Source organism: Nocardia yunnanensis (genome assembly GCF_003626895.1).
Taxonomy (GTDB): Bacteria; Actinomycetota; Actinomycetes; order Mycobacteriales; family Mycobacteriaceae; genus Nocardia; species Nocardia yunnanensis.
Map to the genome: position 1 here is coordinate 5,001,061 of NZ_CP032568.1, position 25,885 is coordinate 5,026,945.

Sequence of the window (25,885 nt, forward strand, 5' to 3'; positions counted from 1 at the left end):
AATCGCCACCCCCCGTGGCGATTACACCATCGTCGTTTTTGGCCTACAACAACGTAGCCGCTGTGCATGCGACGACAGTCGAGCTGCTGGCGAGAACGATCGGCCAGACGGCCAGCCACCGGCTCATGCGATGCACGCCGGTCCGGATGTTCGTCAGCCCCAGCAGCGAGAACTCGCCACGGCGAGTGACCCAGCCCTTGCCGAACACCAGATCGTTCTCCAGCACCGCCATGCTCGTGACCGGAAGAAATCGGGACTCCCATTTGCGGCCTTCGTCATCCACGAGGCGCAACAGCATTCCCCGTCGGTGCTCGAGTAGCGAGAATCGCCCGAAGAAGTGCGCCACCCACACCCGCCGGCTGCGGACCAGCCGCCGTTGCGCCCCCACGGCCAGGACCGTCGCCGCCAGGGTGGGCAGCACCGAATCGGGCAGGAAAGGTTGCTCCCACAGCACCATGACCATGGGGAGCACGAACCAAAGCGGTTGCGGCACAGGCATGGTGATGCGATCCGGCGTGCCGATGACGCGGGCGGTGATCGCGGCCTGCCGGGCGAGCGGCCGGGGCGTCGATGCGGGCTCGATCGCGGCCGCGGGAATCGGGGTGGGGGGAACCCGCACGGGGAGTACCGTGGGCGGGGGAGAGGACGTCGAAGGTGTTTCGGTGGTGAGCGGACTTCCGCACTGCGGGCAGTACTGAGGAATGGTGTTCGGCATGACGGTGCTCTTTGCTTGGAGCCGATCGTCACCGCGCCTGCCGGGTCGGCGCGATCGGCGCACAGTGAATAGCGAGTGGAATCGCTTGGAATTCGGGTCTTTCGGACAAAGGGGTATCCGCGCGTGCCGTGGGATGCGGTCGGCGGTCGGCGAAATCGCGTCCGGACCAAGAAGTTTCGACGGGTCTGTGCCCTGATTCGTGCGTCTACATCGGAGGCACCTCCTCCCCACCCGATCAGGTTGCCTCCCTTTCCAGTATTGGCGCGCTCCAACTGCCGGTCAAGTAACGCTTGAGTACTCACGCGCGACGTGTAAGTTGTGCTTGATCTGACAGGCACCGTCCCACGGGAGAGCTGGTCATGCGCGAGATCAAGCTGGGCGAAACACTCAAACGCCTCATCGAGGCGGCGCCGTACCACGGCAATCGTCGAAGGGTCAGTCATGATCTCGGCATTACGACGGCGGCACTTTCGCAGTATCTGAGGGGACAGAACAACCCCAGTGTGGACAAACTGGTCGCGATGTCAGATCTGTTCGGGGTGTCGCTGGACTTTCTGATGTTCGGTGAGGACAGCATCGCGGGGGCCGGCGGGACGCTCGACTACGGCCCGATCGCCCGCTACATGGAGGCAAGCTTGGCTTCGACGAGAGCTGAAGCGGCCGTTCAGTCTGCTTTTGTGGCGAAGATCGGCGCGATCCTCGCGGACGGTATCGACGAGGCGGCTCGGAAGGCCGCGAAACGCCCGTCGACGTTCGCGGGGATGCTCGATCATTATCAGACGCTCGAACTGGAAAGATTCAGCACGGTGAGCATCGTCGCGGCAATGGATCTCCAAGAAGACCTCAAGGTGATCGAGGGCGATATCGAGGAAGGGGTTGCCCCGCAACGTTTTCTCGATGTGGTGGTGGAAAACCTCGAGAAGGGGCGTCGCTACCATTTCGTACTCTCACCCGATATGCAGGATCGAGAGTTCTATGTCCGCCAGTTCATCAACTTGCTGAGCGACCGCCTGCCTCGGGCGGATATCGCACGGTGCAAGTTCAGCGTTGCCGCCGAGACCTTTTACGTAGGGTTCTGCCTTTTCAGGCTCGATATCGGTGGTATGCGGAAGCAGAGCCCCGTCTTGTTCCAATACGTGCAGGACTATATCGGTCGCGACGGCTGGATCGGGTTCACGGAATCACCCACCTCGGACTATGTCGGGGTCTCGCTCATGAACACGCATCACCGGAACTTGGCGACCAGAACCATCACGCGGTTGATCCCCGAAAAAGATTCCGGCCACGTCACTCTCCCCACAATCGAAGAAAGGCCCGTGAATGAGCGATCCGACCTGTGACGGACAAACGCGCGGCGTAGTGGTCGCGCGGGTCTTGGAGGATCGGCCCCATCCGATGGCGCAGCGCATCAGGTTGGCGACCATCGATCTGGGTGGTTCGAAACAGCAGGTTGTTTACGGCGGCAGGTTGGTGCTCACGCCGGGTCAGTTCGTTCCAGCCGCGCTGCCGGGTGCTCGACTGCCAGGACGAAAGAAGATGCGGTGTAGGAGATACCACGGTGAATCGTCGTATGGGATGGTGTGCAGCTCGGATGAACTCGGGTGGACCACGGGTGGGCCGGACGAGGTTGCGATTCTTGATCCGGAATTGATGTTGGAGCCTGGGCAATCGCTTGATGAGGCCGATGAGCGATGGCTTCTCAGAGTTGCGGAGGTTGTTGCGCGCTAGGCTCGGTGGGCATGACGCATGCTCGAGATCGTCGGGGGAAGCCCTCGGCTGCGTATGACCCGGAGACGATTCCGCTGCGTCCGGGTGGGCGGGTGGGACGAGGTAGACCTCGCCCGCCCGCCGGCCGACGGCAGGGTGGTCGGCCCGAGCGGGCGCATCCGGTGTTGGTGGTGGGGCGGGTGGCGGTGGCGTTGGTGGCGGTGGCGGTGGTGGTCGCGACGGGGGCGGGGTGGCGGCAGTATCACCGGGAGTTGAATGGGTTGACGGTGGCGGGGGTTAGTCCGGACGGGCCGAAATCGTCGGGGAATACGCAGAATATTCTGCTCATGGGGTTGGACAGCCGGTTGGACGAGCACGGGAATCCGTTGCCGCAGGCGATGTACGACGCGTTGCACGCGGGGGATGACAGCGATGGGGGATTCAATTCGAATGTGCTGATTCTGGTGCATATTCCGGGGGACGGGTCGAAGTCGACGGCGATCTCGATTCCGCGCGACGATTATGTGACATTGGATCCGGTGGCGTGTGACAGTGGACCTTTCCGAGTAGCGGCGTGTCGTGGTCAGGTGGTTCGTCGGTATTCGCGATGCAGCAACACCAGAGCAGCCGCGACGATGGGGCCGATACGCCAGGGACACAGGCTGACTCGCCGCAACGCCTTGAAGGTCGTCTTCAGCAGGGAGTTTCCGCGTTCCCCGACGGCGCGTTTGCCGTTGTGAGCCTTGTTCGCCTGGATCGCTCCCATCACCCGCATCCTCAACGCCTCCTGCTGCCCCGGGGAAAGCCTGCGCATGTCCACCCGAAGATCATCACCCACAACCGAAACATCAAGCAGCGCAACCGATTCGTTTCAGATCAATATAAGGATCGTGGATCGATCCGAGCCTGTAACGATCAGTTCGCTTCCCAGTAAGGCTATCCAGCGCAGGGCCAGTTCCCTGCTTGCGATAGGCGATCGACTGACCGTCGCCTTCCCACTGGATACGCGAATAGGCTTCCGTTTGCGATCAGCATCAGCGCTCAAGTTTTACTTGGTCACCTTTGCTCGACTCCGAGTCGTTCCTCGAGCACCTGTCTAGAGATCTGTCCTTGTGTCCATGCAGTTATGTTGTGCAGGTCTTGAACAGACAGCGTGAAGGCAGATCTCAATATCAACGCCAGGTTGAAAGGCGATTTCTTGAGTTCCGGATGTTTCTCTGTCATGAGACCGGCGACCTCGACCACGGTGCACCCTATGTCGCGATACTCAACAGCGAGGAGGGAGAGTCTTTTCAGTTCATCATTCATACATGGACCTCGATTTCTATCTACGGAACGTCACGAGAACTTGATCGAAATCACCGTCTAGCCTCGGTGTTGCATCGTCAATTCGTATTCTACCGAAGCCGTAACGTAAAGCCTGCTGAGCCGTCCACGTACTCCGAGCGGCCTGCACCAGCGTTGCTCCATCTTGAACGGCCTTGTTGAATCCACCCAGATTGTCTCCGTAGACCCAGATGCCCCTGATCTCGTGAACCCGATCACCGAAATGATTCATGATCTCGTCGAACATCTGCTTACCCCGCAGCGGAGATCCGAGATCCGGATAATTGTGCATCATTATGCTCAATGTTCCGTTTTCGTTAAGATCGGCGATTACACCACTACCGCTGTCGGCATGGGAGATGGTGTAACTATTCTCGCTTATGTCCCGAGTTACGCCTGAACAATCTGGCATCAGCCCAAGTGGATCGCTCCACACGGTCGGGTTGAAGGGGTACGTAGACGGGTTGGAAGCAGGTGCAAGGCCGAGCGGGTCGCCGGTGAGATATCTGCCGGTAGCCGGGTCGTAAACACGATGCAGGTTGTAGTGCAGTCCGGTTTCTGGATCGTGGATCTGGCCGGGGAACCGGAGGGGTGTCTCGGCGCTTCCGTGCCAGGATGTGGTGCCCCAGAGGTCGGTTGTTGCGGTGGCGACGAGTTCGGCAGTGTCGGGGTTGAAAAGGTCGGTTGGCGTGCCGACGAGGTCGGTGACGATGGCGTAGAACTCTTGGTCGACCGTTGCCTGGTCGGTGGTTTGAGCAATCGGTGCGCGGGCAGTCGGCTGGTAGTGCCAGCGGGTGGTGGATTCGGCGGTTGCCTGTTCGATCAGGTAGGTGTCGTCCCAGGTGTAGACGGTGCGGTCCTGGGTGGAGCCGTCGGGGCTGAGGCGCTGTTTGGTGGTTCGGCGGCCGGTTGCGTCGTAGGTGTAGTGCCAGGATTGACCGTCGGGGGTGCGGACGTCGATGAGTTGGTCGAAGGCGTTGTAGCGGTAGTGCCAGATGGCGGGTTTGCGCGAGATCCGGGTGGTGACCTTGCGGATGAGGCGGCCTGCGGAGTCGTAGTGGTAGCGGGTGCGCCCGTCTCTGATCAACAGGTTTCGGTGGTACTCGCGACGGTGGCCACCGGGGTTCCGCTGCGCGAACGCAGGTTCGGGCGTTTGCCGATCCGGTGTGTTGACGGCTGCGAAGCTAGGTGAGTCGCTGGGCAATTCGCTGAGGATGTTGCCGAGCGGGTCGTAGGAGTATGCCGAGGTCAGCGATCCGTTGCGGGTGAGCGCGGTGACGCGGCCGATCGGATCGAGCGTGTAATCGCGCTGCTCGAGTGGACCCTGTCGGTTGATGGCATGGCCGGCGAGGTAGCCGTCAGGGCGGTAGTCGAAGGCGTCCCGACGCAGATCTCGCGGGTCCGGGCGGGATGCGGCGGCTGGGTCCAGGGTCAGGGTGGAGCCCGGGAATCCTACGACCTGTTGTTCGCTCACACGGCCGATCTCGGAGAGCGTTCGGGTGACCGCGATTTCGCCGAGTTGCCATCCGGTCTGCCGGCCCAGTACGTCGTAGGCGAAGGTGATATGGCGTCCACCTGTGGACATACCTTGAACCTGGCCGCGGTAGTCCCAACGCCAAGCGGTGGTGGCGCCGCTGGGCGTCGTCAGGCCGTTTCGCCGACCATGGGGGTCGTAGTCGAACACCATGGCCGGTTGGTCGTCGAGCCGCTGAGAGGCCAGTTGCCCCGAGAGGGTGTAACTGAATTCCAGTGTGTGGATGGGGTTTTCGCTGTCGCCAGCGGTCGCGGTAAGGACTCGACCAGCAGCGTCGCGGCAGTAGCGCAGCCATTCGCCGCTGTCGGCGGCGATTTCGCTGACCCGACCGAGCTGATCGTGGGTTAGACGGCGAGTTGTGCCATTGGCGGCGGTGATGCCGGTGACGCGCCCGGCCGTGTCGTGGGTGTAATGGGTTGTGGCACCGTTGTAGTCGGTGTCGGCGATCAGCCGCCCGGCCGTGTCGTAGTCGTAGCTCCAGGTGTGACCGAGCGGGTTGGTGACGGCGACGAGGCGGCGCTCGGTGTCCCACTGGTAGCGGGTGATTGATCCGTCGGGGTCGGTTCGCGAGGCGAGGAGGTCGAACGCGCCGTAGGTGAACGAGGTACTGAGATCGGCGCGGTTGGTGTGGGTCAGCAGGTTTCCCTCGCCGTCCCAGGTCCAGGACTCGGAATAGCCATCGGCGTCGACGCGCCGCAGCAGCTTCCCGGCGGTCGACCATTCGAACCGTGTGACCGCACCCAACACGTCGGTTACCCGGATCGGGCGGCCGAACCCGTCGCGTTCCATGCGCGTCGTAGCACCGCTCGGGTCGGTGACGGCGACGGGCAGACCTGTGGCGTCGATATCGATGATCGTTCGAGCACCCGTTGATTCGCGGATCTCGGCTACTGCGCCGCAAGGGTGATAGAGGTACTCGGTGCGCACTCCGCCGGCAGTGGTGACTGCGGTGAGGTTGCCGCTAGCGTCCCATTCCTGCCGACGGACAGCACCGTCTGCTTCGGTGATCGCGGCTGGTCGCTGGCGCGCGGCGTAGTCGATCTCTATCGAGGATCCGTCCGGGCGGGTGATGCGAGCCAGATCACCTGTGCCGGTGTAGGAGTAGCGCGTGATCGCCCCGTCGGGTGCGACGACCTTCAGTGGTTCGCGGTCGGCGTTGTAGTCGAAATGGGTGTGTGCGCCGATCGGATCGAGGACATCGCGCAGGCGAAGGTCGCGATCGAATCCGTGCGTTGTCGCTGCGCCGAGCGAGTTGGTGACGCTGGTGAATTGCCCTGTGCCATCGAGGAAATCGTCATAAACCAGGTCGCAGTCGAGCATGCCGGCGGTGCCGCGCTGATGGACTACGCGTCCGACCTCGTCGTAGGTGTTGACCATCCGATTGCCATTGGAGTCGGTCCACGACAGCATCTGTGCATGGTCGTCATAGGTGTAGCGCAGGGTGCCACCCACAGCGTTGGTGACCGCGACCAGATGCCCAGCGTCGTAGGCGAACTCTCGTACTCGCGTACGGGTTTCGCCTCCAGTGCCGTCGTCACCGACAACTGTCAGAGCGGTGATGCGGCCCGCGGTGCAATCGATGTCGATCCGGTAGCCACCGGAGTGCGACACCGCGATCGGGACGCCGTCGCTGTCGTAGTGGAAACGGATGCGGTTGTTGTGGCGGTCGGTGATCGCGGACACGGCGAGGTTGCCCAACCGTGCGTCCAGGCCGGCGAGGCAGGGTTCGGGTGCGAAGTGCCATACGCGTTCCCGCTTCGAATCGCGTACCTGGTAGCCGCCCGACTCGGTACGAGTCAGACTCCAGCCGCGACCGCCTGCAATTGGATCGACCCCGGTTCCGGCCTCGGCGTGTGGAAAGGCCAGCAGCACGCCGTCCTCGCCGACGAAGGTTACGCCCTCCGAATCGGTGATCAGGCGCATGTCCAGTGTCGCCGACCAGGAAGGACCGAACCAGCGGCCGAACCGATAGTTCGAGCGGTGAGTGCGCCGCAGAACCAGGCCGAGCACACCGGGCAGGTCGATATCGGTTTCGGGGAGCAGAAACGCTCCGGTGGCGATGTCGACAGGATCGTCGGTGCAGAACTTCTTCGTCAGATCGCTTGTGTCTTCGGCCTCACCTTCGCGCGCGTGGTCACCAGCGTGTTGATCGGCTCCGGCGTGGTCCTCCAGTGTCGGGTTCTTGGCCGGGGCAGGTTCGGGCTGTTGGTCGTGGTGTGGGGTGTTGTGGTCGGGTTGTGAGCCGTTCCCGTCGGGGTTCGAACCGTTGTGCTCGCCTGGGCGGGAACCATCATGGTCCGGTCCACCAGGCTGCCCCTCGGGAGCGGGGTCGTGCACTGCAGCGGGCGGTTCGTTGTGTGGTGCAGCAGGCTCCAGCTTCTCAGGGGTGGTGCCTGGGGCGTTCGCATCCGGTTGGCGTCCGGCTGGCGGTTCGGGTGAACGTTCTGGGACAGCGTCTGCGGGCTTTTCGGAGCGCGGGCCGCCAGAATCGGTATCTGGGTGAATCCCTCCCGGTTCGGGCTGGGCGCGCAGGTTCTCGGGTTGCTGGTGCGGCCCTGGCGTTCCGTCGCCGGGCACACGGTCGGTTGCCAGGCCCGGTTGCCCTGTCGGGTCGGTAGCGAGACCGGGCTGGCCTGGTTGGTCCGCGTGCGGACCCGCCGGGGAGGGCTCGTGAGTGGCCTCGACAGGTCGCGGCTCTGCGGACGGATTGGGTTGTGCGGCTGCACCATCGGGATGCGCCGGTGCATCACCATGCCCCGGCGAACTTCCCGGTTCCACAGTGCCAGGGTGGGTGTCGGCCGGATGCGGCTGTGGGGCGGCACCGTCGGGATGCGGACCGGCCACCGGCCCGCCCTCCGGCACCCCGGCCGGGGCGGGAGCGGCTGTGTCCGGCTTCGGCACACCCGCACCCGGCGACTGTGGCGCAGAAGCTTCCGGCTGCACGGCATTCGGTTGCGCCCCGGCTGGTTTGCCCGTTCCGGGCGACGGCTCCACCGGGCGCTCGACCGCCGGTGCCCCGCGACCGGGGATCGCGGGGGCCTCGACGTGCGGGACTCCCTTTGGCACCGCGCCTGGGGCGTCCTTGACGACATTGGTGGCGACCTCGGTGAGGCGAACGGCGTTGGTGGCCTCTTCGACAGTTTCCGCGGCGACCTTCGCGGATCCCCCGCCACCGGTGGCGATGGTGAGGATGATGTTGCCGGTGATCGCGCCGCCGGTCTCGAACGGGTTCTTGCGCGCGTCCGAAAGCATCGCATCAACCACTGCCCCCGGATCGGCGGCTGCGGTGATGATCCCGGTGCCCAGATCGGCCATGCTCGAGGCGTATTCGGCCGGATGCGACATGTTGTACGGGTCGGTGATGTTGGTCGAACGCGCGAACTGCACGATCGACGAGAACGAAGTCAGCAGCCCGGTTCCGAAGCTGAGCTTGCCGTAGTCGTAGACGCCTTTGAGGTCGTCGAAGTCCGCGCTCAATCGCTGCGACAACGGCGGCTCGGTCGGAGCTTCCTGGGTTTCGGCCTGCAACCCGGAGACGACCTGGGAGGCGATGTTGTCACGTTGAGAGCGAGCGTTTTTCAGGATCGCCCGCGCCTCATCACGCATCGACGTCCAGGTATCGACCAGCGGGGTGGCCTTCTTCTCCTTGTCCGACAAGGCATTCCATGTCGATTTCTTCGACTTCTCTTCCTTGTCGGCCGCTTCCCACTTCTCGATCGCGTCTTGGGCCTTGGCTTGTGCGGTCTCGAGCGCCCAGTACCAGTTGTCCAGGTGCGCGGCCGCTTTGGTGAATGCGTCCCCGGCGGTCCACCACGCCTTGGGCTGCTTGTCGAACTCGGTGTGAAACGCGGTGGCGGCCTTGCCGGTCCAGTCCGCGACATCGATCTTGCGCAGCGCGTCGCCGGTCGACTCGATCGACGAGGACATCGACTTCAGCTTGCCGACGACATCGTGGATGGCCGAGGGCTCGCCGTGGATCAGCTCGGTCTTGTCCTTGGTTTGGCCGAGTTCCTTCTCGACGATCTCTCCACCGAGCGCGTTGGAGATCTGGTCGCCGATCTCATCGATCGCATCGGCGACCCCACCCGCGCCGTGCTCACGCGCGAAGTCCGCGACCGTGTGCGCGCCCCGGTCGATGACCGAGCCCGCCTTGGTCTCCACCTCATCGACGGCGTTCTCGACCGCGTCCCCAACGTTATTGAGCCAGTCCCCGATCCCCACCTACTGACCCACCTTGCCGCCGCTCGCCCCACCGGTCTCGGGAGTCAGGATCTGCGCCGCCTGCTGCAACGCCCCCGTGTTCCAACCCGGCGCGGTGGTACCGGGTGTCGGGGCCACGATGGTGGCGGGATTGCCCAGCGCGGTGACATTGGCCATGGCCTGCGGCGCAACCGTCTGGATCACCTGGGCGTCGAGCTGCATCTTGGCGGACATGTCCTGAAACGACTTGGCACTGTAGTCCGGATGCGCGAGAGCGTTGAACGGGTTGTCGGACAACGTCTCCGACAACGACCGCTTGTCGATCTGGTCCTTGGTCAGGTGCGGGTTGGAGAACAGGTGCGAATACACCTCTTTGAGCGCATTCTTGGCCTGCTCGTCCATCATCTGATAGCGACCCGCCGCCAACCCCACCGATTGGGCCATGCTGTTGGCCGACTGCACCAGCGACCGCACACCCCACGACCACCGGTTACAGAAGGTTTCAAACGTCGACTGCACCGACGCTTTCCCCGCCTGCAACGGCGACAACGCCAGCAGAGCGAACCCGCGCCCCATCGCGCCGGTCTCCTTGATCCCCAGATCCGACAGCTGCCCGATGATGCCGTTGATCCCGTTCGCGGCCTGCGTCAGCACCGCCGGCTCGACCTTCAGCTCCTCGCTCACGCCTTCACCCCCTCGATAACCTCATCCGACAGCTTGGGCGGGAACGCCACGGGCTGTGCGCCCACACAGTCGATCGATACTCCGGTCGGTTCGGGTCGTGCTGCAGCCCACCGATCCAGCCGGGACCCAAGCAGGCGCTGATAGTGGTAGGTCTGATCCTTCAGCACTCCGCGAGCAACCATGTAGCGGGCGTACTCCTCCTCGCTGGTGAACGCGCAGATCCAATCGATTCCCCGTACCCGTGAGGTGTAGACCTCGTCATCGCCGATCAATGGCACCAGCAACACCGCATCGTTGTAGGCGCGGCGCAGCAAATCCGGCTGACCGAATCCGGCGAAGAACGCCCCGATCTCCGACCGCAACGCGGCCAGACCATCCCCAACCTCAGTCAAGCTACCCCCTGAACAGGCAATTCCCCGCTAACGGCAGTACGCCGAAGACTACCCGACAGCGTCGACTTGATCGACACGGTAGATCACCGCCATCGAGCGGCAACGGGGTGAACGAACGGCCGCCACGGCCCGATACGATTCATGACGTGTCAGATGAAGTGCGCCTATGCGGTCGCTGCAAGGACGTCGTCGGCCGCGAGCCGAATCCCGTCGGACCCGGAGGTCAAGCCTGCGAACAGTGCATCTCCGAGATCCGCGAGGTCAACGCGAACCTTTGGGGCGGCGAGGGCTAGCGAACCTTCCATCCGCACGGAGATCGGCGAGCCACATCGCCAACGTCTCACGGCATTCGAGCGGCAGGCTCACGAACGATGTTGGGTTGTCCCACGTACGCACCACCCGCCGCTGCGATTGGTCTTGCCAATCGGCGTTCACGCTCATATCTGCCATCGTCACATACAAAGTCGGACGAGGACGCCTGGGACGAAGACAATGCCGACTACAACCGCGGAAGATCCCGGATTCTCGCCGATCAGAGTTCGGTGACCAGTTACAGGCTAACAGGACGTATCAGACCGGGCGTTTGAATCGGCCTTCCCGGATGCTGGCCGTGAAGGCATCCCACGCGCCAGGGGTGAACATCAGCGAGGGTCCCGTCGGGTTCTTCGAGTCGCGAACGCCCACCTGACCCCCATCGAGCCACGCCACCTCGACGCACTGCGATCCGCCCTCGCTGTAGGTGCTCTTGAACCACTTCGTCCCGGCCTGGTCAACGCTCGCCACGCTCGAACTCCTTCGCTACCTGCCGAAGCAGGTTTCTGCTTTCCACTTCATCTAGACATGTACCCCGAATCGCTGCAGCGAGCTCGCTGTAGACCAGGATTTCGTCCGGCTTCTCGAGGTAGACGTCCGGAGCCGGTCCGCCCTCGATGTACACCACTGGCGGTTCGAGCGGTTCTCCTTTGGGAGCACGCCCGAACTGCGCAATGATGAAGGAGCCGTGCGGCATTCCCCACGTGAGACCCGATTTGAACGGGTGGATTCGGATCGTGATGTTGGGCCGAGTAGACACCTCGGCCAGCTGACGAAGCGCGCCTGCCATCGTTTTGGGACCGCCGATCGTTCGGTGCAGCACCGACTCGTGCAGTATCGCGTCCAACGCCACAGGGCTCGTTCGGCGGGTGATGAGCGCTTGCCGCTTCATCCGGTGTTCGACGCGTCGGTCGACGTCCTCACGACCGGAGAACTTGGGGAACGCCGCGATGATCGCCCTCGCGTAGTCGGCGGTCTGCAGCAGTCCGGGAATGTGCTGATCGTGGTAGGTGGTCAGCTGGCGAGCCGCGGCTTCGAGGCCGACGTACATGTTGAAGGCGCTGCTGTAGAGGCCACCGTAGGCGTGGTACCAGCCCTTGACTCGCGCCTGCGTCGCGAGATCGACCGCGGCACGAGTCTCGGCTTCCCCGACGTCGTAGATCCTGCAGAGTGCTTCCACGTCCTGTCGGCGGACCTTCTGAATCTGGCCGGTTTCGATGCGCTGCAGCACAGCTCGTGACAAGTCGACCAACTTGGCGGCGTCGGCGATGATGAATCCGGCCGCTTCACGGCGTTCGCGCAGGAAGCGCCCGAGCTGGCGACGGGGCACGGTCGATGAGGGGCCGTCGTCTTCGATGCTGGTCAACGGTGGTCGTCCTTCCGGAAAACGAGTCACGCCGAATCGGAAAGCGAGCTGGGTTCCACCCGGTAAGCGAGTCCTGTCCTGTGGATTCAACACAATCATAATCGAGTTCTCGTTTCCGATGGTCTCGATCTCCGGTCGGTGGTGTGCTTTCGACAGCGAAAGCAATACGCAGAGCCGAAGCGTCAGATCCTGCGTCCCTGTTCGGTCGCTGCCGGTACCGCGAATCCATCGACCCCGAGAGCCGGAACGATGTGTCAACCAACCATCACCGCAGATACACCGGAGTTCAGAGCCGCTTATTATCACAGCCATTGCGGACTTCCAGTGATGCTGAAACCCGGTGGCCACCTTGTCCTCAAAGCAGATACAGCAGTCGTCGGCTTTACCATGCCCGTAGAACTGGGCAGCCTGGTGAAAGCCGAGATGTCGGCCAGAGAAATCCCGTGGGGGCCAATCGTCGCGCACGTACGTGCGAGGCGATGGACGTTTCTCCTCGAGTCGGACATCCGTTGGGACACAGGGGTTTCGCTGGATGCGGAAATGATGCGGTCGAACGTGACGGTGGTACGCACCGGCGGTGAAATCGCGTTGCCGTCACCAGCACCGAGCTCGATCCAACGCGGGTGGGTCGTCGAACCGCACGATTCGCATCTGCCGTCCGCTGCGTCCGTGCTCGAAGTCACCCGCCATTGTGCGAGCCTTCTCGACCAGCATCACCGCTTTCAACCCACCGCCGGGCAGATTCCTGCATCCGACGTGATCGAGCCCGTTGTCCCTCATCAGCCCGAAGCTGTACAGCGGCAGGGAGATTCATCGTGTTCTCGGTAATGTGGCCTTTCCTGATCGGTCTTGGCCTGGGTGCGCTGGTCATGTGGATCGTGGCGGTACGTCTTGTGCCCTCCAGTCCTGCTCACGCGGCCATGCGAAGCGATTGTCTGACCGTGCAGCGGATCACCGCGCGCGTCGAACGGGAACGGCGGGCGACGAGTAGGGCACGCCCACAACGTCTGCATGCGTGAGCGGACGGCCATCATCGTGACCGACGCGGGGTTCGCTATCACCCGATTGTGCGCCTACGGCATCGTCCACAGCGACCAGCCCGGGGCACGGACCGATACCGCCGTGCGCTCGATCCAAGATCTTGCTCGCCGCTCCGGGCGAGAATTGCGGGCGATCGTAGTAGTGCGTCCTGGTAGCGACCTGAGCTTGTTGCTGGCAGGGCTTCCGTCCAACGGAATCGGCGCAGTGTTCGTACCCAGCGTGATCGCCATGACCGGCTGGCTCGATGTCGCACGCGAGATCGCCGACGTGTGGACCGCCGTTCCGCCCGGCTATTGGCCGCGTCGAGACAACGGTGGCCCCGCAGCCTTCATACCTGTCAGCGGTGCGACGTCATGACCGGAACGCGCACGATTCGGCACATCCACATCGAAGCGGACCCACTTCGTCTGGACTTCCAGGGCACCGAGGAGCAGGTGAACAGTGTCGCCGCGGAACTCGCCGGCAATGCGGGCCTGACCGTCACCGTCGATGACGACGTGGCTCCTGATCTGCCCATCCTCCCGTGCGCTCGGCTATGGCGATAGCCATTCGTCCCGGAGGCCCTTCGGCCCGGAACGATCCCGCCGGTGAGCAGCATGTTCCGAAAGTTTTGCCTGCCTGTTGCGCAGGTCACTCGCCGACCCTAACCTGGAGCTTCAGCACGAAAGTGATCTTGGCGCAGACATCTCACGCATCCCCGAGCTCACTCCGTGACTGACTTCCCAGGGATCTGCGGCGGCAGTACCTGAAGGCGTGATGTGCGATCCGGTGTATCCGAATGGGCTTGTGTCACGCGTCTTTCACCAATCAATTGCAGGAATCCTCGGCCTCGACGGCGGTGCACAGCGATCACCTCAACGGTCTCAGGGGTGCCGCTGTTCGATGAAAGCGCTTGTCCGCGTGGCGTTCCAGAGATGAAAGGAGGCGCGTCATGATTCAGCCATTAACGCCCGGCAGCGCGCGCCGGACGATCGCCGAATACGTTCGGCGTGAGATTCCAGCACAAGGACAGAAACCGGCGTACCCAGTTGAGCCCTCGCGGCATCGACAGCTTCATGTTACGAGTGGCAATCCTTCAGCAATCTTAAGGGGCTTGCCGACGGACGAGCTGATCAGGGAGGTTGGCCATGGACGCCGATGACGAAATCTGGCTCAGCAGTGAGGAAGTCGCCCGGCGTCTGAAGATCCCGCAGAAGACCCTTGCGGTCTGGGCCTCTGGACATCGAGGCCCGCGGTTTGCCCATATCGGGCGGTTCCGCCGCTACAACCTCGACGACCTTCTCGCGTGGGAGGAAGAACAGCTCGAACACGGCGGCGGATCGAACATCTGCTCTCGCAATCCCCCACCCCACGGCAGAAAAGGACGTTGATGGCCAGACAATCGCTCCCGATCGGAACCTATGGTCGGATCACCGCCAAGGAGCAGGCGAACGGCAGTTTCCGCGCGGTCACCCGATTTCGCGACAGCGACGGGATCACCCGCACGGTGCAGAAGTTCGGCCCCACCAAGGGCGTAGCCGAGGATAACCTCCGGAACGCGCTCAAGGAGCGCACCGGTGATCGCGGACGACTGATCAACCGGGACACCAAGCTGTCGGAGCTGGCCGACCTGTGGCTTGCCGAGAAGGCGATGCAGGAGGGCGTGACTCAGCAGACTCTCGACCTGTATAAGTCGGAGATCGAGGTCTCCGAGGACTGCCGGGCACGGAAGGGCACGGTCAAGATCAAGTCTGCGCTGGGCGGCCTCCGAGTCTGGGAGGCGACCACCTCACGCATCGACGCCCATCTCAAGCGGATCATGCTCAACGGCCACCGTGAGAAAGCTCGGCGGCAGCGGGTCATTCTGTCCGAGATGATGGGCATGGCCGTGCGCCATGACGCCATCGGCCAGAATCCCGTCCGCGAAGTGGCCGACCTCCCTCGCAAACGTCAGAAACCACGTGCCGCCGATCTGGCGACGCTCACAGAGTTGCGGGCCCAGCTGAAGCTGTGGGCCGCGGGCGAACAGGTCGGCGACGTCCCCGCCCACACCGGCGGACCCAAGCGCAACCGGCGCGTGCTGGATGTGGCCGATGTGGAGCTCGGCACCGGCCCCCGCCCCGGCGAGGCGCTGGCGCTGCGCTGGTCCGATGTGGACCTCGAGTCGACTCCGCCACGACTGACGTTCAGCGGCACCATCATTCGGCTGAAGGGCAAGAAGGAGGACGGCAAGGGATTGATCCGCCAGAAGTGGACGAAGACCGACTCCGGCTATCGGACGGTCGTCATCCCGCCGTTCGTCGTCGAGACACTGAAGCGAGTCAAGGAGGAGACCGAGGAGAACGACCTCGACCTGGTCTTTCCCAGCCGTGACGGTGGAATCTGGGATCCGCACAACTTCAACCGGCTGTGGCGGCAGGCCCGTGACACCAAGTTCGTATGGGTCACGCCGAAGACGTTCCGAAAGACCGTCGCATCGATGATCGCCGAGGAATACGGACCGCAGGCCGCCGCTCAGCAGTTGGGCCACGCGAACGACTCCGTGACCAAGCGCCACTACATCGATCAGCCCACTGCGGCACCCGATTTCACGACAACGCTGGATCGCCTCGCAGGCTGAATCCGTGTCATTTCCGTGTCGTTCACGGGCACAAAAAGGAAAAAACCAGGTGCGAACTGAAGTGTTCGCCCTGGTTATTGCTCCCCCATCTGGACTCGAACCAGAAACCTGCCGATTAACAGTCGGCTGCTCTGCCAATTGAGCTATAGGGGATTGTTTCCTGGCTGGCCCTTTCGGACCGGCCGGGGAAAACTTTAGCGTATCGGTTGTACAGTTCCCAAATCGTGGCCCTACCTGCGGGAAGTTGGGTGGTGGGGGTACGGGGTGCCGGATCGACAGGGTGGGGTGGGGTCGGGCAGGATGTGGGGGCGGAATGGTCTATGGGAGGAGCTTCTCGGGATGCTGCGGTTGATCATCGGTGTGGCGGCTGGGTACGTGCTGGGCGCTAAGGCCGGGCGGGCTCGGTATGAGCAGATCAGTAAGACGACCCGCGCGATCAGCGAGAGCCCGGTCACACGGAAGGTCGTGATGATGGGGCGGCAGAAGCTTTCGGACAAGCTGAGCACCCAGCCGAAGTTGGAGCCGATGGTGCCGCTGGATGAGCGGACCACCGTTCTCGTGCCGCAGGATCAACTGCGGCGCTGAGGGATTAGGACCCTGCCCTCAGACATTGCCCTCAGACGCCGCCCCCTCGGGCGCTGCGCCTCAGACGCCGGCGAAGTCGTCGGAATTGCCCATGGCCTGGGTGAGCAGGCTCTTTCGGTACTGCTCGAGGGCGACCAGGTCGCCGAACAAGGCCATGTACGAGTCGGATTGCTCAGTGGACGAGATGCGCTGGAGTTTGGATTTCAACTCGGCGATCTGGCGGCCCACCCACGCCTCCTGGGTGCGGGCCAGCACGCCGGTGACGAAGCGGGGCATGTCGTCGGCGGATTTCACCGGTAGCGGTTCGGCGGCCAGTTCGGAGACCAGGGCGCGCAGGGTGAGGTCGTCGGTGTTGTCGGCGACCGCGGCGACCCATTCGGCGCCGTTGAGGCCCGCGGCGGTGCCGCCGGCTTCGGTGATCGCGGTCTGGACGGCGACGTAGGCGGGGTGGGTGAAGGCTTCCGGTTCGAGGGAGTCGAAGACGGGGCCGGCGTAGGCGGGGTATTGCAGGACCGCGGCCAGGGTTTGGCGTTGCGGGAGCAAGGTCGGGTCGTGGGGGTTGGGACGGGCCGCCGGGGGAGGTGAAACCTCTTGGCGGGCTTGGCGTTCGGGGATGCCGGGTTTGACGTTGCCGCCGCGGGCGGTCTTGCGGGCCTCGTCGCCGACGCGGCGGACGACCTGCTGGATGTCGTCCCAGCCGACCCAGCCGGCGAGTTTGGTGGCATAGGCCTTGCGCAGGGCGAAGTCCTTGATCTGGGACACCACGGGGACGGCGCGGCGCAGGGCCTCGACCTGGCCCTCGGGGGAATCGAGGTTGTGTTCGGCGAGCAGGCCGCGAACCACGAACTCGTACAACGGGACTCGGCGGGCGACCAGGTCGCGGACGGCGCCGTCGCCGTTGCGCTGGCGCAGCTCGCACGGGTCGAGGCCGTCGGGGGCGATGGCGATGTAGGTCTGGCCGGCGAGCTTCTGGTCGCCGGAGAAGGCCTTCAGGGCGGCGGCCTGGCCGGCGGCGTCGCCGTCGAAGGTGTAGATGATCTCGCCGCGCCAGAAGTTGTCGTCCATGAGCAGCCGGCGCAGGATCGCGAGGTGTTCGTCACCGAAGGCGGTGCCGCAGGAGGCGACCGCGGTCTTCACGCCCGCGAGATGCATGGCCATGACGTCGGTGTAGCCCTCGACGACGACCGCCTGATGCCCCTTGGCGATCTCGCGCTTGGCGTGATCGAGGCCGAAGAGCACCTGAGACTTCTTGTACAGCAACGTTTCCGAGGTGTTGATGTACTTGGCGGTCATGGTGTCGTCGTCGTAGAGCCGCCGCGCGCCGAAGCCGATGACCTCGCCGCCGAGATTGCGGATGGGCCACAGCAGGCGGCGGTGGAAGCGGTCCATGGGGCCGCGCTGGCCCTGCTTGGACAGGCCCGCGGCCTCCAGCTCCTTGAAGTCGAAACCCTTGCGCAGCAGGTGTTTCGTGAGGCTGTCCCAGCCGCTGGGGGCGTAGCCGCAGCCGAACTGGCGGGCCGCGTTGTGGTCGAAGTTGCGGTCGGTGAGGTATTTGCGGGCCGCCTCGGCCTGCGGCTCGCCGAGCTGCGAGACGTAGAACTCGTGCGCGGCGGCGTTGGCGGCGACCAGGCGGGCGCGGGTGCCGCGGTCGCGCTGGACCGAGGTGCCGCCGCCCTCGTAGGTGATCTTGTAGCCGATGCGGTCGGCCAGCTGCTCGACGGCCTCGACGAACCCGACGTGCTCGATCTTCTGCAGGAAGGCGAATGCGTCGCCGCCCTCACCGCAGCCGAAGCAGTGGAACACGCCGTGATTGGGCCGCACATGAAAGGACGGCGACTTCTCGTCGTGAAAAGGGCACAACCCCTTCATCGAGTCGGCGCCGGCACGCCGCAGGGCGACATACTCACCCACGACATCCTCGATCCGGACACGTTCACGAATCGCCGCGATATCGCGGTCCGGAATACGGCCAGCCACGCGACGAGTCTAGCCGCGCGCAGCCGACACGCTCGACCGGGACGCACGCCTGGACACCGGACCGAATGACCTTTCCGCCGCATGCCAGGATTTAGCCGTGCTCAGCCTGTACCACGACGCCCGGACGCCGGTGCATGCCGTACCCGCCGGGGCGAAGTTGCTGGTGCTGGCCGTGACGGGGACGGTGTTGTTCTTCGTGCCGTCGATGGTATGGCTGGCGGTGGCACTGGCGGGCGTGCTGGGTTTGTCTGGGCTGGCGCGGATTCCGTGGCGCACGACCGCGCGGCAGGTACTCGGGCTCGCGCCGTTCCTGCTGCTGATCATGGTCGCGCAACTGCTCTTCACGGGTTGGCAGAGCGCGATCATCGTCGGGGAACGCCTGCTCACACTGGTCCTGCTGGCGAATCTGGTGACGCTCACCACACGCACCTCGGCCATGATCGAGACCATCGAACGCGCGCTGAAACCGTTGCGACCCCTCGGCGTCCGGCCCGAACGCGTCGGGCTGCTGGTCGCCATGACCATCCGCTTCATTCCCGTGATCCGCGAGCAAGCCGAACTGGTCCGCGCCGCCCAGCGCGCCCGGGGCATCGAGCGCAGCACGGTGTTCCTGGTGCCGCTACTGATCCGCACCCTCCGCATGGCCGACGGTGTCGGCGAGGCCCTCGACGCCCGCGGCCTGGACTGACCGGTCGCCATTTAGGATGCCTCGGGTGCGTAGTAGGGATTTGGCGCAGATCGCGCTGTTCGCGGCAATCATGGTGGTTCTAGGCTTCTTCCCGCTGATCCAGTTGCCGGGTGCGTTCGCGCCGTTCACCTCGCAAACCCTCGGCGTCATCCTCGCCGGCGCGATTCTGGGCGCCAAGCGCGGATTCCTTGCGATCCTGCTGTTCGACGTGATGGTGTTCGCGGGCCTGCCGGTGCTGCCGGGCGGGCGCGGCGGACTGTCGGTGATCATGGGCCCCACGGGCGGATTCGTGATCGCCTATCCGATCGGCGCAGTGGTGATCGGACTGCTCACCGAGCGCGTCTACCGGCACTACAACCTCCCCCTCGCGCTGGTCATCAACTTCCTGGGCGGCGCGATCGTGCTGTACGCCATAGGAATTCCGTGGATGGCCGCGGCCGCGCACATCTCCCTGGCCAAGGCGTTCACCACCTCGGTGGCGTTCCTGCCCGGCGATATCGTCAAAACCGTCATCGGTTCGCTGGCCGCGGTCGCGGTCCGCAAGGCGTATCCCATGATTCCGGCCCGCGCGTGATCGCGATCGAGGGCGTCACGCACCGCTTCGGCGACCGCGAGGTGCTGCGCGATCTCGATCTGACCTTGCGCGAGAACCGGATTGCCGTCGTCGGCGCCAACGGCTCCGGCAAGTCCACCTTCGCGCGCCTGCTCAACGGCCTGCAGATCCCCACCGCCGGCCGCGTCACTGTGGACGGTCTCGACACCCGCAAGCAGGGCCGGGCCGTTCGCAAACAGGTCGGATTCGTCTTTCAGGATCCGGATGTTCAGATCGTCATGCCGACGGTCGCCGAGGACCTCGCCTTCGGCCTCAAACATCACGGCGTCGCCAAGGCCGACATCCCCGGCCGCGTCGCCGAGACGCTCGCCGAGTATGGCCTCACCGAATTCCGCGACCACCCCGCGCATCTGCTCAGCGGCGGCCAGAAACAGCTGCTGGCCATTGCCGCCGTGCTGTCGACACATCCGAAGTACGCGGTCTTCGACGAACCGACCACGCTGCTGGACCTGCGCAACAAGCGCCGCATTTCCCGTCTGCTGCACGAGCTTCCGCAACAGCTCATCGTGGTCTCCCACGACCTGGACCTGCTCACCGACTTCGACCGCGTCCTCGTCTTCGACGACGGCCGCCTGGTCGCCGACGGCCCGCCCGCGCAGTGCCTCCCGCACTACACGGCCATGCACGCCGACTGACGCGCTACTCCTCGCGCCCGAACAAATGCCGCCGCACATGCGCGTTCAACCGCTGCCCTGGCCGCGCGTTGAACGCCATGTGCACGCTCACCCGCGGAATCTCCCCCTGCACCGGCGTCACCCGATGCCGCGACCGCCGCCCGGCATGCAGCACCAGCGTCCCCGGCACGGTCGGCAGCATCTTGACCATGTGCCGATGCCGCATCGGCAGCCCGCCCCCGCGTTCGATGAAAGCCCCTGGCAGCGGAATGTATTCGAGCCCGCCGCCGCGCTGCGGCGCGACGATGTGCAGCATCACCGTGTAATCGGACATGTCGTAGTGCCAGTCCTGCACGTCCCCGGCCTCGTGGATCTGCACCGTCATCGCCCCCAGCTCGTCGGCCGAGCGATACGCCTGCTCCCCCACCAGCTGGGATACGAACTCCCGCAACGGTTCCCAGCGATACAGCGCCTTCAGCGGCGAGGAGTCCGGGATCCGGTCGCAGGCCACGGTGTATTCGAAGCGCATGGCGTCGCCGAGCCCGTCGGACAGCACGTCCGCGGCCATCTCGGTGACGGCGGCGGGGCGCAGGAATTCGGGCAGCACGGTGACACCGCTGACCAGGAAGTCGGCCTGGGCCCGCTCGACCACCTCGCGCAGGCGGGTGACCGACCGCCGGTCGAGCGGATATCTGTCCAGGTCGGCAATGCTCTCCACGTCGTGTGTCATCGGCCGTCCACCTCGCGTGTCATCGCGCCCCCTGCCGCAGCATTCGCCGGACTCAGCGTATCGCGGCGGCGACGCGTTCCAGGCGGCTCTCGGTGTAGGAGGCGATCTGGTCGACGATCACCCGCACCCGCGCGGTGTCGTCGTCGGCGGCCTCCCACCACGGCAGCAGCAACCGGTCCAGCCCCTTCGGGGCGACATCCATCAGCCGGTCGGCGACCATCAGGATGCGTTCGCGCTGACCCGCCTGCCGCACCTGGTGAATGGGATCGGACAGCACGTAGCGCAGCGCCACGGTCTTGAGCACCGCCACCTCCGCCGCCACGATCCGCGGCACCTCCAGATCGGCGGCGTAGCGCGACAATTGGCGACCGCCCCAGCCGGCCCGGGTGGCCTCCACGGCCGCGGTCGCGAAGCGGCCCACCAGATCGCTGGTCAGCCTCTTCAATGCCACCGACGCGGCGAGGGACCCGTCGAACTCGGCGGCCGCGCCCACCACCGGCATCTCGGAGAGCCGCTGCGCGGCGGCGGTCAACTCGTCGACGGTCAGCCTGACGTGCCGGCGCGCGCCGAGTTCCGCCAGCGCGCGCTGTTCCGCCGGGTCGGCGAGCGCGCGCAAATCGATGCGGCCCACGATCACCCCGTCCTCGACATCGTGCACCGAGTACGCGACATCGTCGGCCCAGTCCATGATCTGCGATTCCAGGCATTGGCGGCGGTCGGGCGCGCCCTTGCGCACCCAGTCCAGCCGATCCATGTCCACCCCGTAGGCCCCGAACTTGGTGCCGGGACCCGTTCTGCCCCAGGGGTATTTGATGACGGCGTCGAGGGCGGCGCGGGTCGGGTTGAGCCCGAAGCTGTGGCCCTGCTCGTCGATGACCTTCGGCTCGAGCCGGGTCAGGATGCGCAGATTCTGCGCGTTGCCCTCGAAACCGCCGTGCGCGTCGGCGAATTGGTCGAGCGCCTTCTCCCCGTTGTGCCCGTAGGGCGGATGCCCGATGTCGTGGGCCAGCCCGGCCAGATCCACCAGATCCGGATCGCAGCCCAGGCTGTCGGCGATGCTGCGCCCGATCTGCGCGACCTCCAGCGAATGGGTCAGCCGGGTGCGCGGCGTGTCCCCGTCGAGCGGGCCCATGACCTGTGTCTTGTCCGCCAGCCGCCGCAGCGCCGCGGAGTGCAGCACCCGGGCCCGGTCCCGCGCGAACTCGCTGCGCCGCGCCGGGCACGGTGACCAGCTCAGCCCCGCGGTCCGATCGGTTTCGGGCAGCATGCGCTCCCGATCGGCCTCGGAGTACACCCCGTCATAGTCGATGCGCGCGTTCATTGATCACTGACCCGCCGTGTAGATGCTCACTGGTCCGCCGTGTATTTGAAATCCGCCGAGAAGTGGGTCAGCTGATACCACAGCAGGGCGAAGGTCTCCCGGAAAATGCCGTGCACCTGCGATTCTCGCGTATAGACGGCCGGCCCGGTGCGCACCGGCGCGGTCCACGCCCGCAGCCCGGCGTCGCGGGCCATGGTGCGGGTGCGCAGCGAATGCCACGGGTCGCTGACCAGCACCACCGACGATTTGCCGCGCGCCAGCAGGGCTTTCGACACCGCCTCCACGCTCTGCAAGGTGTCGGAACCGGTTTCGACGGCCAGGATCCGATCCTCCGGCACGCCCCGATCCTCGAGGTAGATCTTGCCGGCGGCGGCCTCGGTGTAGTTGTCGCCGACCTGTTTGCCGCCCACGGTGACGATCATGGGGGCGATCTGCTTGCGAAACAGCTTGTACGCCTGGTCCAGTCGCGCCTGGAACACCGTCGAGGGGGTGCCGTCGTATTGGGCCGCGCCCAGCACCACGATGGCGTCGGCCGGGCTGTAGTCGTCGACGCGGGCGACCTGCCACACGCGCACGGCGGTGCCGCCCACCACCAGCACGCCCATGACGAGCGCGCCCAGCAGCAGACGCCGAGTCCACCGCCAGACGCCGCGGGCGGGTCCTGCCGCGGGGGTCGGGTCGGTCATGTCGTGGACCAGCCAGTCCGGATCGGTGGGTGGGTTGCGGAGTTTCACCAACCGCGTCGCCGCCACTCGGGCAACTGCGGGCGCTCGGTGCCGAGATCGGTGTCGTCGCCGTGGCCCGGGTAGACCACGGTGTCATCGGGATAGCGGTCGAACAGTTTGGTTTCGACATCGCCGAGCAGGGAGGTGAACTGCTCGGGAGACTGCGTCCGGCCCACGCCGCCCGGGAACAGCGAGTCACCGGTGAACAGGTGGACGCGCCCGCCGCCGTCGGTCAGGGCCAGGGCGACCGAGCCGGGAGTGTGGCCGCGCAGGTGGATGGCCTCCAGCTCGAGGTCGCCGATCTGGATCGTGTCGCCGTCGACCAGCAGGCGATCGGGCCGCACCGGCAGCGGGTCGGCGTCCAGGGTGTGGGCGGCGGTGGGAACGCCGGTCGCGGACACCACGTCCTTCAGGGCCATCCAGTGATCGGGATGCTGATGGGTGGTGACGAGCAGCGCGACGCGGCCCGCGGCCTCCTGGCCCAGCAGCTCCAGAATCCGTTCGGACTCGTTGGCGGCGTCGATGAGCAGCGTCGCGCCGGTCTCGGCGCACTGCACCAGGTAGGTGTTGTTGTCCATGCCGCCGACGGACATCTTCACGATGCGCGCGCCGGGCACTTCCCGCAGCTGCGGATTCGAGCCGGGGGCGACATGTCCCGTGTACGGGGAATCGATCGTGATCACGCCCCCGATGGTAGTCATGGCGGCCGACACAGTGTGCAGAAGAAACCGACCCTCCGCGTTCCACAGTTAGATTCAGAGGATGCGGCTATCGAAGCAGCTGTCCCTTCTCGTGACCGGCGTGCTCCTGGTATCGGCTCTGCTCGGCGGGCGCGCCGCACCGGCGAGCGCCGACGAGCCGCTGCGGCTGCCCGGCTACGTCACCGACCACGCCAACGCCCTCGACCGCGGCCAGAGCGCCGAGCTGCAGCAGGCCATCGACTCGCTGTATTCCAAGCACCACGAACGGCTGTGGGTCGTCTACGTGCGCAATTTCAGTGGCACGAACGCGAATTCGTGGGGTGAGCAGACCTCGCAGCTGTCCGGATTCGGGGATCGGGACGTGCTGTTGTCGGTGGCGGTCGACGACCGCGCCTACGCGTTCACCGGGACCGCGCCCAGTGCGATCACCGAGAAGGACATCGATCGGCTGCTCACCGATCAGGTCGAGCCCCAGCTGCGCGCCGGGGACTGGGCCGGGGCCGGACTGGCGGCCGCGACCGGGCTGTCGGACGCCATGAGCGGCTCCGGGGGACTCGGGACAGGGACCCTGGTGCTGCTCGTGCTCGTGGTGGCTGCGGTGGTGCTCGCGGTCTGGCTGTGGGCGCGGTGGCGTAAGCAGCGGCGCGCCCGGGCCGCGCTGGAGTCCGCGCGCCGGACCGATCCGACCGACACCGCCGCCCTGCGGGCCCTGCCGCTGGTGATCCTGGACGCCCTGTCGAAGGAGACGCTGGTCGACACCGACAACGCGATTCGCACCAGCACCGAGGAATTGCGTTTGGCCACCGACGAATTCGGGGCCGTCGCGACCGCGCCGTTCACCGCCGCGCTGCAGACCGCGAAAACCGCGCTGGCCAAGGCGTTCTCGATCCGGCAGCAACTCGACGACGACATTCCCGAGACCCCGGATCAGCAGCAGCGCATGCTGATCGAGCTGATCAGCAGCTGCGGCAGCGCCGACCGCGACCTCGACGCCAAGGTCGGCGAGTTCGACGCCATGCGCAACCTGCTGATCAATGCCGGGGACCGGCTCGACGCCTTGACCCGCGACATGGTCGAGCTGACCGCACGCCTGCCCGGCGCGCGCGACACCCTGGCCCGGCTGGTGAGCGAGCATCCGGCCGCGGTGCTCGCCCCGATCCGCGACAACGTGAGCATGGCCGAGGAGCGAATTCGCTTCGCGCAGCAGACGATCGAGAACGGCCGCGCCGCGATCGCCAAACCGGTCGGGCAGCAGGGTGCGGCGGTCGCCGACATCCGGACCGCCGAATCGGCCGTGGCGGCCGCGCGCACCCTGCTGGACGCGGTGGACACCGCGGCCACCGATATCGAACAGGCCCGGGCCGGATTGCCCGGCATCGTCGAGGAATTGCGCCGCGACCTCGCCGCGGCGGCCGACCTGTCGGCGCACGGTGGCGCCGAGTTGCCCGCCGCCGTCACCGCGGCGCGCACCGCATTGGATCGGGCCACCGCCGAGCAGACCGCCAATCCGCTCGGCGTCTTCCGGCAGGCGGTGACCGCGGACACCGCGCTGGATCAAGCCATCGCCGCCGCCACCGATCGCAAGCGCGCCGACGAGGAACTGCGCCGCCGCCTGGACCAGACGCTCACCGCGGCCCGGGGCCAGATCGCCGCGGCCGCCGATTTCATCAGCACCCGCCGCGGCGGCGTCGACGCCGAACCCCGCACCCGGCTGGCCGAGGCCCAGCGCAATCTCGAACAGGCCGAACAGCTCTCGCCCACCGACCCCGACGAGGCCCTCCGATCCGCTCAGCGCGCCGCCGAACTCGGCTCCCGCGCCCTGCTGACCGCCCAGGCCGCCGTCCGCGACTGGCAGGCCCGGCAACAGACCCTGACCTCGGGCAACTCCCCCGCCGGCGCCATCCTCGGCGGCATTCTCATCGACGGCATGCTGCGTGGCATGGGCAATCAATACCGCGGCGGTGGTGGCGGTTTCGGCGGCGGAGGTTACGGCCCGGGTTCCTTCGGCGGCTCCGACGGGTCGCGGCGCATCAGTCGCGGCGGCCGCTTCTAGCT

At 65.5% G+C, this 25,885-nt stretch carries 24 protein-coding genes, 1 tRNA gene and 1 pseudogene; 12 read left to right on the forward strand and 14 right to left on the reverse strand.

Features of this window, described 5'->3' with window-relative positions; all coding sequences use genetic code 11:
* Window positions 1-43: 43 nt before the first annotated feature.
* Entirely contained in the window at window positions 44-619 is a 576-nt protein-coding gene (locus tag D7D52_RS23510; protein WP_120739686.1) for a hypothetical protein, read from the reverse strand.
* A 455-nt stretch (window positions 620-1,074) separates the two neighbouring features.
* Here D7D52_RS23510 and D7D52_RS23515 point away from each other — a divergent pair, with 455 nt between their 5' ends.
* Together D7D52_RS23515 and D7D52_RS23520 are read left to right on the forward strand one after the other, a co-directional pair.
* Entirely contained in the window at window positions 1,075-2,055 is a 981-nt protein-coding gene (locus D7D52_RS23515) for a helix-turn-helix domain-containing protein (RefSeq protein ID WP_120739688.1), read from the forward strand.
* A complete protein-coding gene (locus tag D7D52_RS23520; RefSeq protein WP_120739690.1) occupies window positions 2,036-2,443 on the forward strand; it encodes a hypothetical protein in 408 nt (135 codons plus the stop codon). The genes D7D52_RS23515 and D7D52_RS23520 overlap by 20 nt, the downstream gene beginning before the upstream one ends.
* A 562-nt stretch (window positions 2,444-3,005) precedes the next feature.
* On the opposite strand, the pseudogene D7D52_RS23530 reads toward D7D52_RS23520, so the two are convergent.
* The 7 genes and pseudogenes from D7D52_RS23530 to D7D52_RS23555 all read right to left on the reverse strand — a co-directional run.
* A pseudogene (locus tag D7D52_RS23530) lies at window positions 3,006-3,149 on the reverse strand (IS5/IS1182 family transposase); the annotation flags it as partial.
* A 329-nt stretch (window positions 3,150-3,478) separates the two neighbouring features.
* Window positions 3,479-3,730 (reverse strand): hypothetical protein, encoded by a 252-nt coding sequence (locus D7D52_RS37960; RefSeq protein ID WP_162958497.1) that lies wholly within the window; start codon window positions 3,728-3,730, stop codon window positions 3,479-3,481.
* 16 nt (window positions 3,731-3,746) lie between these two features.
* On the reverse strand, window positions 3,747-9,503 hold the full coding sequence (locus D7D52_RS23535) for a putative T7SS-secreted protein (protein ID WP_120739692.1): 5,757 nt from the start codon (window positions 9,501-9,503) through the stop codon (window positions 3,747-3,749).
* Entirely contained in the window at window positions 9,504-10,166 is a 663-nt protein-coding gene (locus D7D52_RS23540; RefSeq protein WP_120739694.1) for a hypothetical protein, read from the reverse strand.
* On the reverse strand, window positions 10,163-10,558 hold the full coding sequence (locus D7D52_RS23545) for a hypothetical protein (protein ID WP_120739696.1): 396 nt from the start codon (window positions 10,556-10,558) through the stop codon (window positions 10,163-10,165). Before D7D52_RS23545 ends, D7D52_RS23540 begins: the two co-directional genes overlap by 4 nt.
* A gap of 570 nt (window positions 10,559-11,128) precedes the next feature.
* Complete coding sequence (locus D7D52_RS23550; RefSeq protein WP_120739698.1) at window positions 11,129-11,341, reverse strand: DUF397 domain-containing protein; 213 nt, start codon at window positions 11,339-11,341, stop codon at window positions 11,129-11,131.
* Window positions 11,328-12,236: a helix-turn-helix domain-containing protein gene (locus D7D52_RS23555; protein ID WP_162958498.1), complete on the reverse strand. Its 909-nt coding sequence runs from the start codon at window positions 12,234-12,236 to the stop codon at window positions 11,328-11,330. The genes D7D52_RS23550 and D7D52_RS23555 overlap by 14 nt, the downstream gene beginning before the upstream one ends.
* 327 nt (window positions 12,237-12,563) lie before the next feature.
* On the opposite strand from D7D52_RS23555, the gene D7D52_RS37965 reads away from it, so the two are divergent.
* The 5 genes from D7D52_RS37965 (at window position 12,564) to D7D52_RS23575 (ending at window position 15,876) form a co-directional block, all read left to right on the forward strand.
* Window positions 12,564-13,064 carry a DNA-directed RNA polymerase subunit beta gene (locus D7D52_RS37965; RefSeq protein ID WP_162958499.1) on the forward strand — a complete coding sequence of 167 codons (501 nt, stop codon included), beginning with the start codon at window positions 12,564-12,566 and terminating at the stop codon, window positions 13,062-13,064.
* Between the two features lie 183 nt (window positions 13,065-13,247).
* Complete coding sequence (locus tag D7D52_RS23560) at window positions 13,248-13,634, forward strand: hypothetical protein (protein ID WP_120739702.1); 387 nt, start codon at window positions 13,248-13,250, stop codon at window positions 13,632-13,634.
* Window positions 13,631-13,822, forward strand: coding sequence for a hypothetical protein (locus tag D7D52_RS23565; RefSeq protein ID WP_120739704.1), 192 nt, complete (start codon window positions 13,631-13,633; stop codon window positions 13,820-13,822). Before D7D52_RS23560 ends, D7D52_RS23565 begins: the two co-directional genes overlap by 4 nt.
* Window positions 13,823-14,404: 582 nt before the next feature.
* Complete coding sequence (locus D7D52_RS23570; RefSeq protein ID WP_120739706.1) at window positions 14,405-14,647, forward strand: helix-turn-helix domain-containing protein; 243 nt, start codon at window positions 14,405-14,407, stop codon at window positions 14,645-14,647.
* Window positions 14,647-15,876 carry a tyrosine-type recombinase/integrase gene (locus tag D7D52_RS23575; protein ID WP_120739708.1) on the forward strand — a complete coding sequence of 410 codons (1,230 nt, stop codon included), beginning with the start codon at window positions 14,647-14,649 and terminating at the stop codon, window positions 15,874-15,876. The genes D7D52_RS23570 and D7D52_RS23575 overlap by 1 nt, the downstream gene beginning before the upstream one ends.
* An 80-nt stretch (window positions 15,877-15,956) precedes the next feature.
* Here the strand turns inward: D7D52_RS23575 and D7D52_RS23580 are convergent.
* Window positions 15,957-16,029: transfer RNA gene (locus D7D52_RS23580), tRNA-Asn, on the reverse strand.
* A gap of 186 nt (window positions 16,030-16,215) precedes the next feature.
* On the opposite strand from D7D52_RS23580, the gene D7D52_RS23585 reads away from it, so the two are divergent.
* Window positions 16,216-16,461, forward strand: a complete 246-nt coding sequence (locus D7D52_RS23585) for a hypothetical protein (protein ID WP_120744401.1) — start codon at window positions 16,216-16,218, stop codon at window positions 16,459-16,461.
* A 60-nt stretch (window positions 16,462-16,521) separates the two neighbouring features.
* On the opposite strand, the gene dnaG is transcribed toward D7D52_RS23585, so the two are convergent.
* The gene (dnaG, locus tag D7D52_RS23590) at window positions 16,522-18,438 is read right to left on the reverse strand and encodes a DNA primase (protein WP_120739710.1); all 1,917 of its coding nucleotides are present in this window, start codon (window positions 18,436-18,438) and stop codon (window positions 16,522-16,524) included.
* A gap of 97 nt (window positions 18,439-18,535) precedes the next feature.
* Here dnaG and D7D52_RS23595 point away from each other — a divergent pair, with 97 nt between their 5' ends.
* Genes D7D52_RS23595 through D7D52_RS23605 form a run of 3 tightly spaced genes read left to right on the forward strand, consistent with a single transcriptional unit; the run spans window position 18,536 to window position 20,374 of the window.
* Complete coding sequence (locus D7D52_RS23595; RefSeq protein ID WP_120739712.1) at window positions 18,536-19,126, forward strand: energy-coupling factor transporter transmembrane component T family protein; 591 nt, start codon at window positions 18,536-18,538, stop codon at window positions 19,124-19,126.
* A 16-nt stretch (window positions 19,127-19,142) separates the two neighbouring features.
* On the forward strand, window positions 19,143-19,700 hold the full coding sequence (locus D7D52_RS23600; protein ID WP_222932662.1) for a biotin transporter BioY: 558 nt from the start codon (window positions 19,143-19,145) through the stop codon (window positions 19,698-19,700).
* Window positions 19,697-20,374 (forward strand): energy-coupling factor ABC transporter ATP-binding protein, encoded by a 678-nt coding sequence (locus D7D52_RS23605; RefSeq protein ID WP_120739716.1) that lies wholly within the window; start codon window positions 19,697-19,699, stop codon window positions 20,372-20,374. Before D7D52_RS23600 ends, D7D52_RS23605 begins: the two co-directional genes overlap by 4 nt.
* Before the next feature lie 4 nt (window positions 20,375-20,378).
* On the opposite strand, the gene D7D52_RS23610 is transcribed toward D7D52_RS23605, so the two are convergent.
* From D7D52_RS23610 to D7D52_RS23625, 4 genes are read right to left on the reverse strand one after another with little or no spacing between them, the layout of a single operon-like run.
* Window positions 20,379-21,083, reverse strand: coding sequence for a HalD/BesD family halogenase (locus tag D7D52_RS23610; protein WP_120739718.1), 705 nt, complete (start codon window positions 21,081-21,083; stop codon window positions 20,379-20,381).
* A 52-nt stretch (window positions 21,084-21,135) separates the two neighbouring features.
* Window positions 21,136-22,404, reverse strand: a complete 1,269-nt coding sequence (locus D7D52_RS23615; RefSeq protein ID WP_120739720.1) for a deoxyguanosinetriphosphate triphosphohydrolase — start codon at window positions 22,402-22,404, stop codon at window positions 21,136-21,138.
* A 26-nt stretch (window positions 22,405-22,430) separates the two neighbouring features.
* Window positions 22,431-23,090, reverse strand: coding sequence for a YdcF family protein (locus D7D52_RS23620; RefSeq protein WP_120744402.1), 660 nt, complete (start codon window positions 23,088-23,090; stop codon window positions 22,431-22,433).
* Between the two features lie 44 nt (window positions 23,091-23,134).
* Entirely contained in the window at window positions 23,135-23,830 is a 696-nt protein-coding gene (locus tag D7D52_RS23625; RefSeq protein WP_120744403.1) for an MBL fold metallo-hydrolase, read from the reverse strand.
* A 61-nt stretch (window positions 23,831-23,891) separates the two neighbouring features.
* Here D7D52_RS23625 and D7D52_RS23630 point away from each other — a divergent pair, with 61 nt between their 5' ends.
* Window positions 23,892-25,883, forward strand: a complete 1,992-nt coding sequence (locus D7D52_RS23630) for a TPM domain-containing protein (RefSeq protein WP_120739722.1) — start codon at window positions 23,892-23,894, stop codon at window positions 25,881-25,883.
* Window positions 25,884-25,885 lie beyond the last annotated feature (2 nt).

What these genes read in the sequence shown, in the direction of transcription:
- D7D52_RS23565 (WP_120739704.1), top strand. Translation starts at nt 13,631, where the DNA reads ATGACCGGAACGCGCACGATTCGGCACATCCACATCGAAGCGGACCCA.
- D7D52_RS23560 (WP_120739702.1), top strand. Translation starts at nt 13,248, where the DNA reads ATGCGTGAGCGGACGGCCATCATCGTGACCGACGCGGGGTTCGCTATC.
- D7D52_RS37960 (WP_162958497.1), bottom strand. Translation starts at nt 3,730, where the DNA reads ATGAATGATGAACTGAAAAGACTCTCCCTCCTCGCTGTTGAGTATCGC.
- D7D52_RS23625 (WP_120744403.1), bottom strand. Translation starts at nt 23,830, where the DNA reads ATGACTACCATCGGGGGCGTGATCACGATCGATTCCCCGTACACGGGA.
- D7D52_RS23575 (WP_120739708.1), top strand. Translation starts at nt 14,647, where the DNA reads ATGGCCAGACAATCGCTCCCGATCGGAACCTATGGTCGGATCACCGCC.
- D7D52_RS23630 (WP_120739722.1), top strand. Translation starts at nt 23,892, where the DNA reads ATGCGGCTATCGAAGCAGCTGTCCCTTCTCGTGACCGGCGTGCTCCTG.
- D7D52_RS23520 (WP_120739690.1), top strand. Translation starts at nt 2,036, where the DNA reads ATGAGCGATCCGACCTGTGACGGACAAACGCGCGGCGTAGTGGTCGCG.
- D7D52_RS23600 (WP_222932662.1), top strand. Translation starts at nt 19,143, where the DNA reads ATGCCTCGGGTGCGTAGTAGGGATTTGGCGCAGATCGCGCTGTTCGCG.
- D7D52_RS23610 (WP_120739718.1), bottom strand. Translation starts at nt 21,083, where the DNA reads ATGACACACGACGTGGAGAGCATTGCCGACCTGGACAGATATCCGCTC.
- D7D52_RS23570 (WP_120739706.1), top strand. Translation starts at nt 14,405, where the DNA reads ATGGACGCCGATGACGAAATCTGGCTCAGCAGTGAGGAAGTCGCCCGG.
- D7D52_RS23515 (WP_120739688.1), top strand. Translation starts at nt 1,075, where the DNA reads ATGCGCGAGATCAAGCTGGGCGAAACACTCAAACGCCTCATCGAGGCG.
- D7D52_RS23615 (WP_120739720.1), bottom strand. Translation starts at nt 22,404, where the DNA reads ATGAACGCGCGCATCGACTATGACGGGGTGTACTCCGAGGCCGATCGG.
- D7D52_RS37965 (WP_162958499.1), top strand. Translation starts at nt 12,564, where the DNA reads ATGCTGAAACCCGGTGGCCACCTTGTCCTCAAAGCAGATACAGCAGTC.
- D7D52_RS23585 (WP_120744401.1), top strand. Translation starts at nt 16,216, where the DNA reads ATGCTGCGGTTGATCATCGGTGTGGCGGCTGGGTACGTGCTGGGCGCT.
- D7D52_RS23620 (WP_120744402.1), bottom strand. Translation starts at nt 23,090, where the DNA reads ATGACCGACCCGACCCCCGCGGCAGGACCCGCCCGCGGCGTCTGGCGG.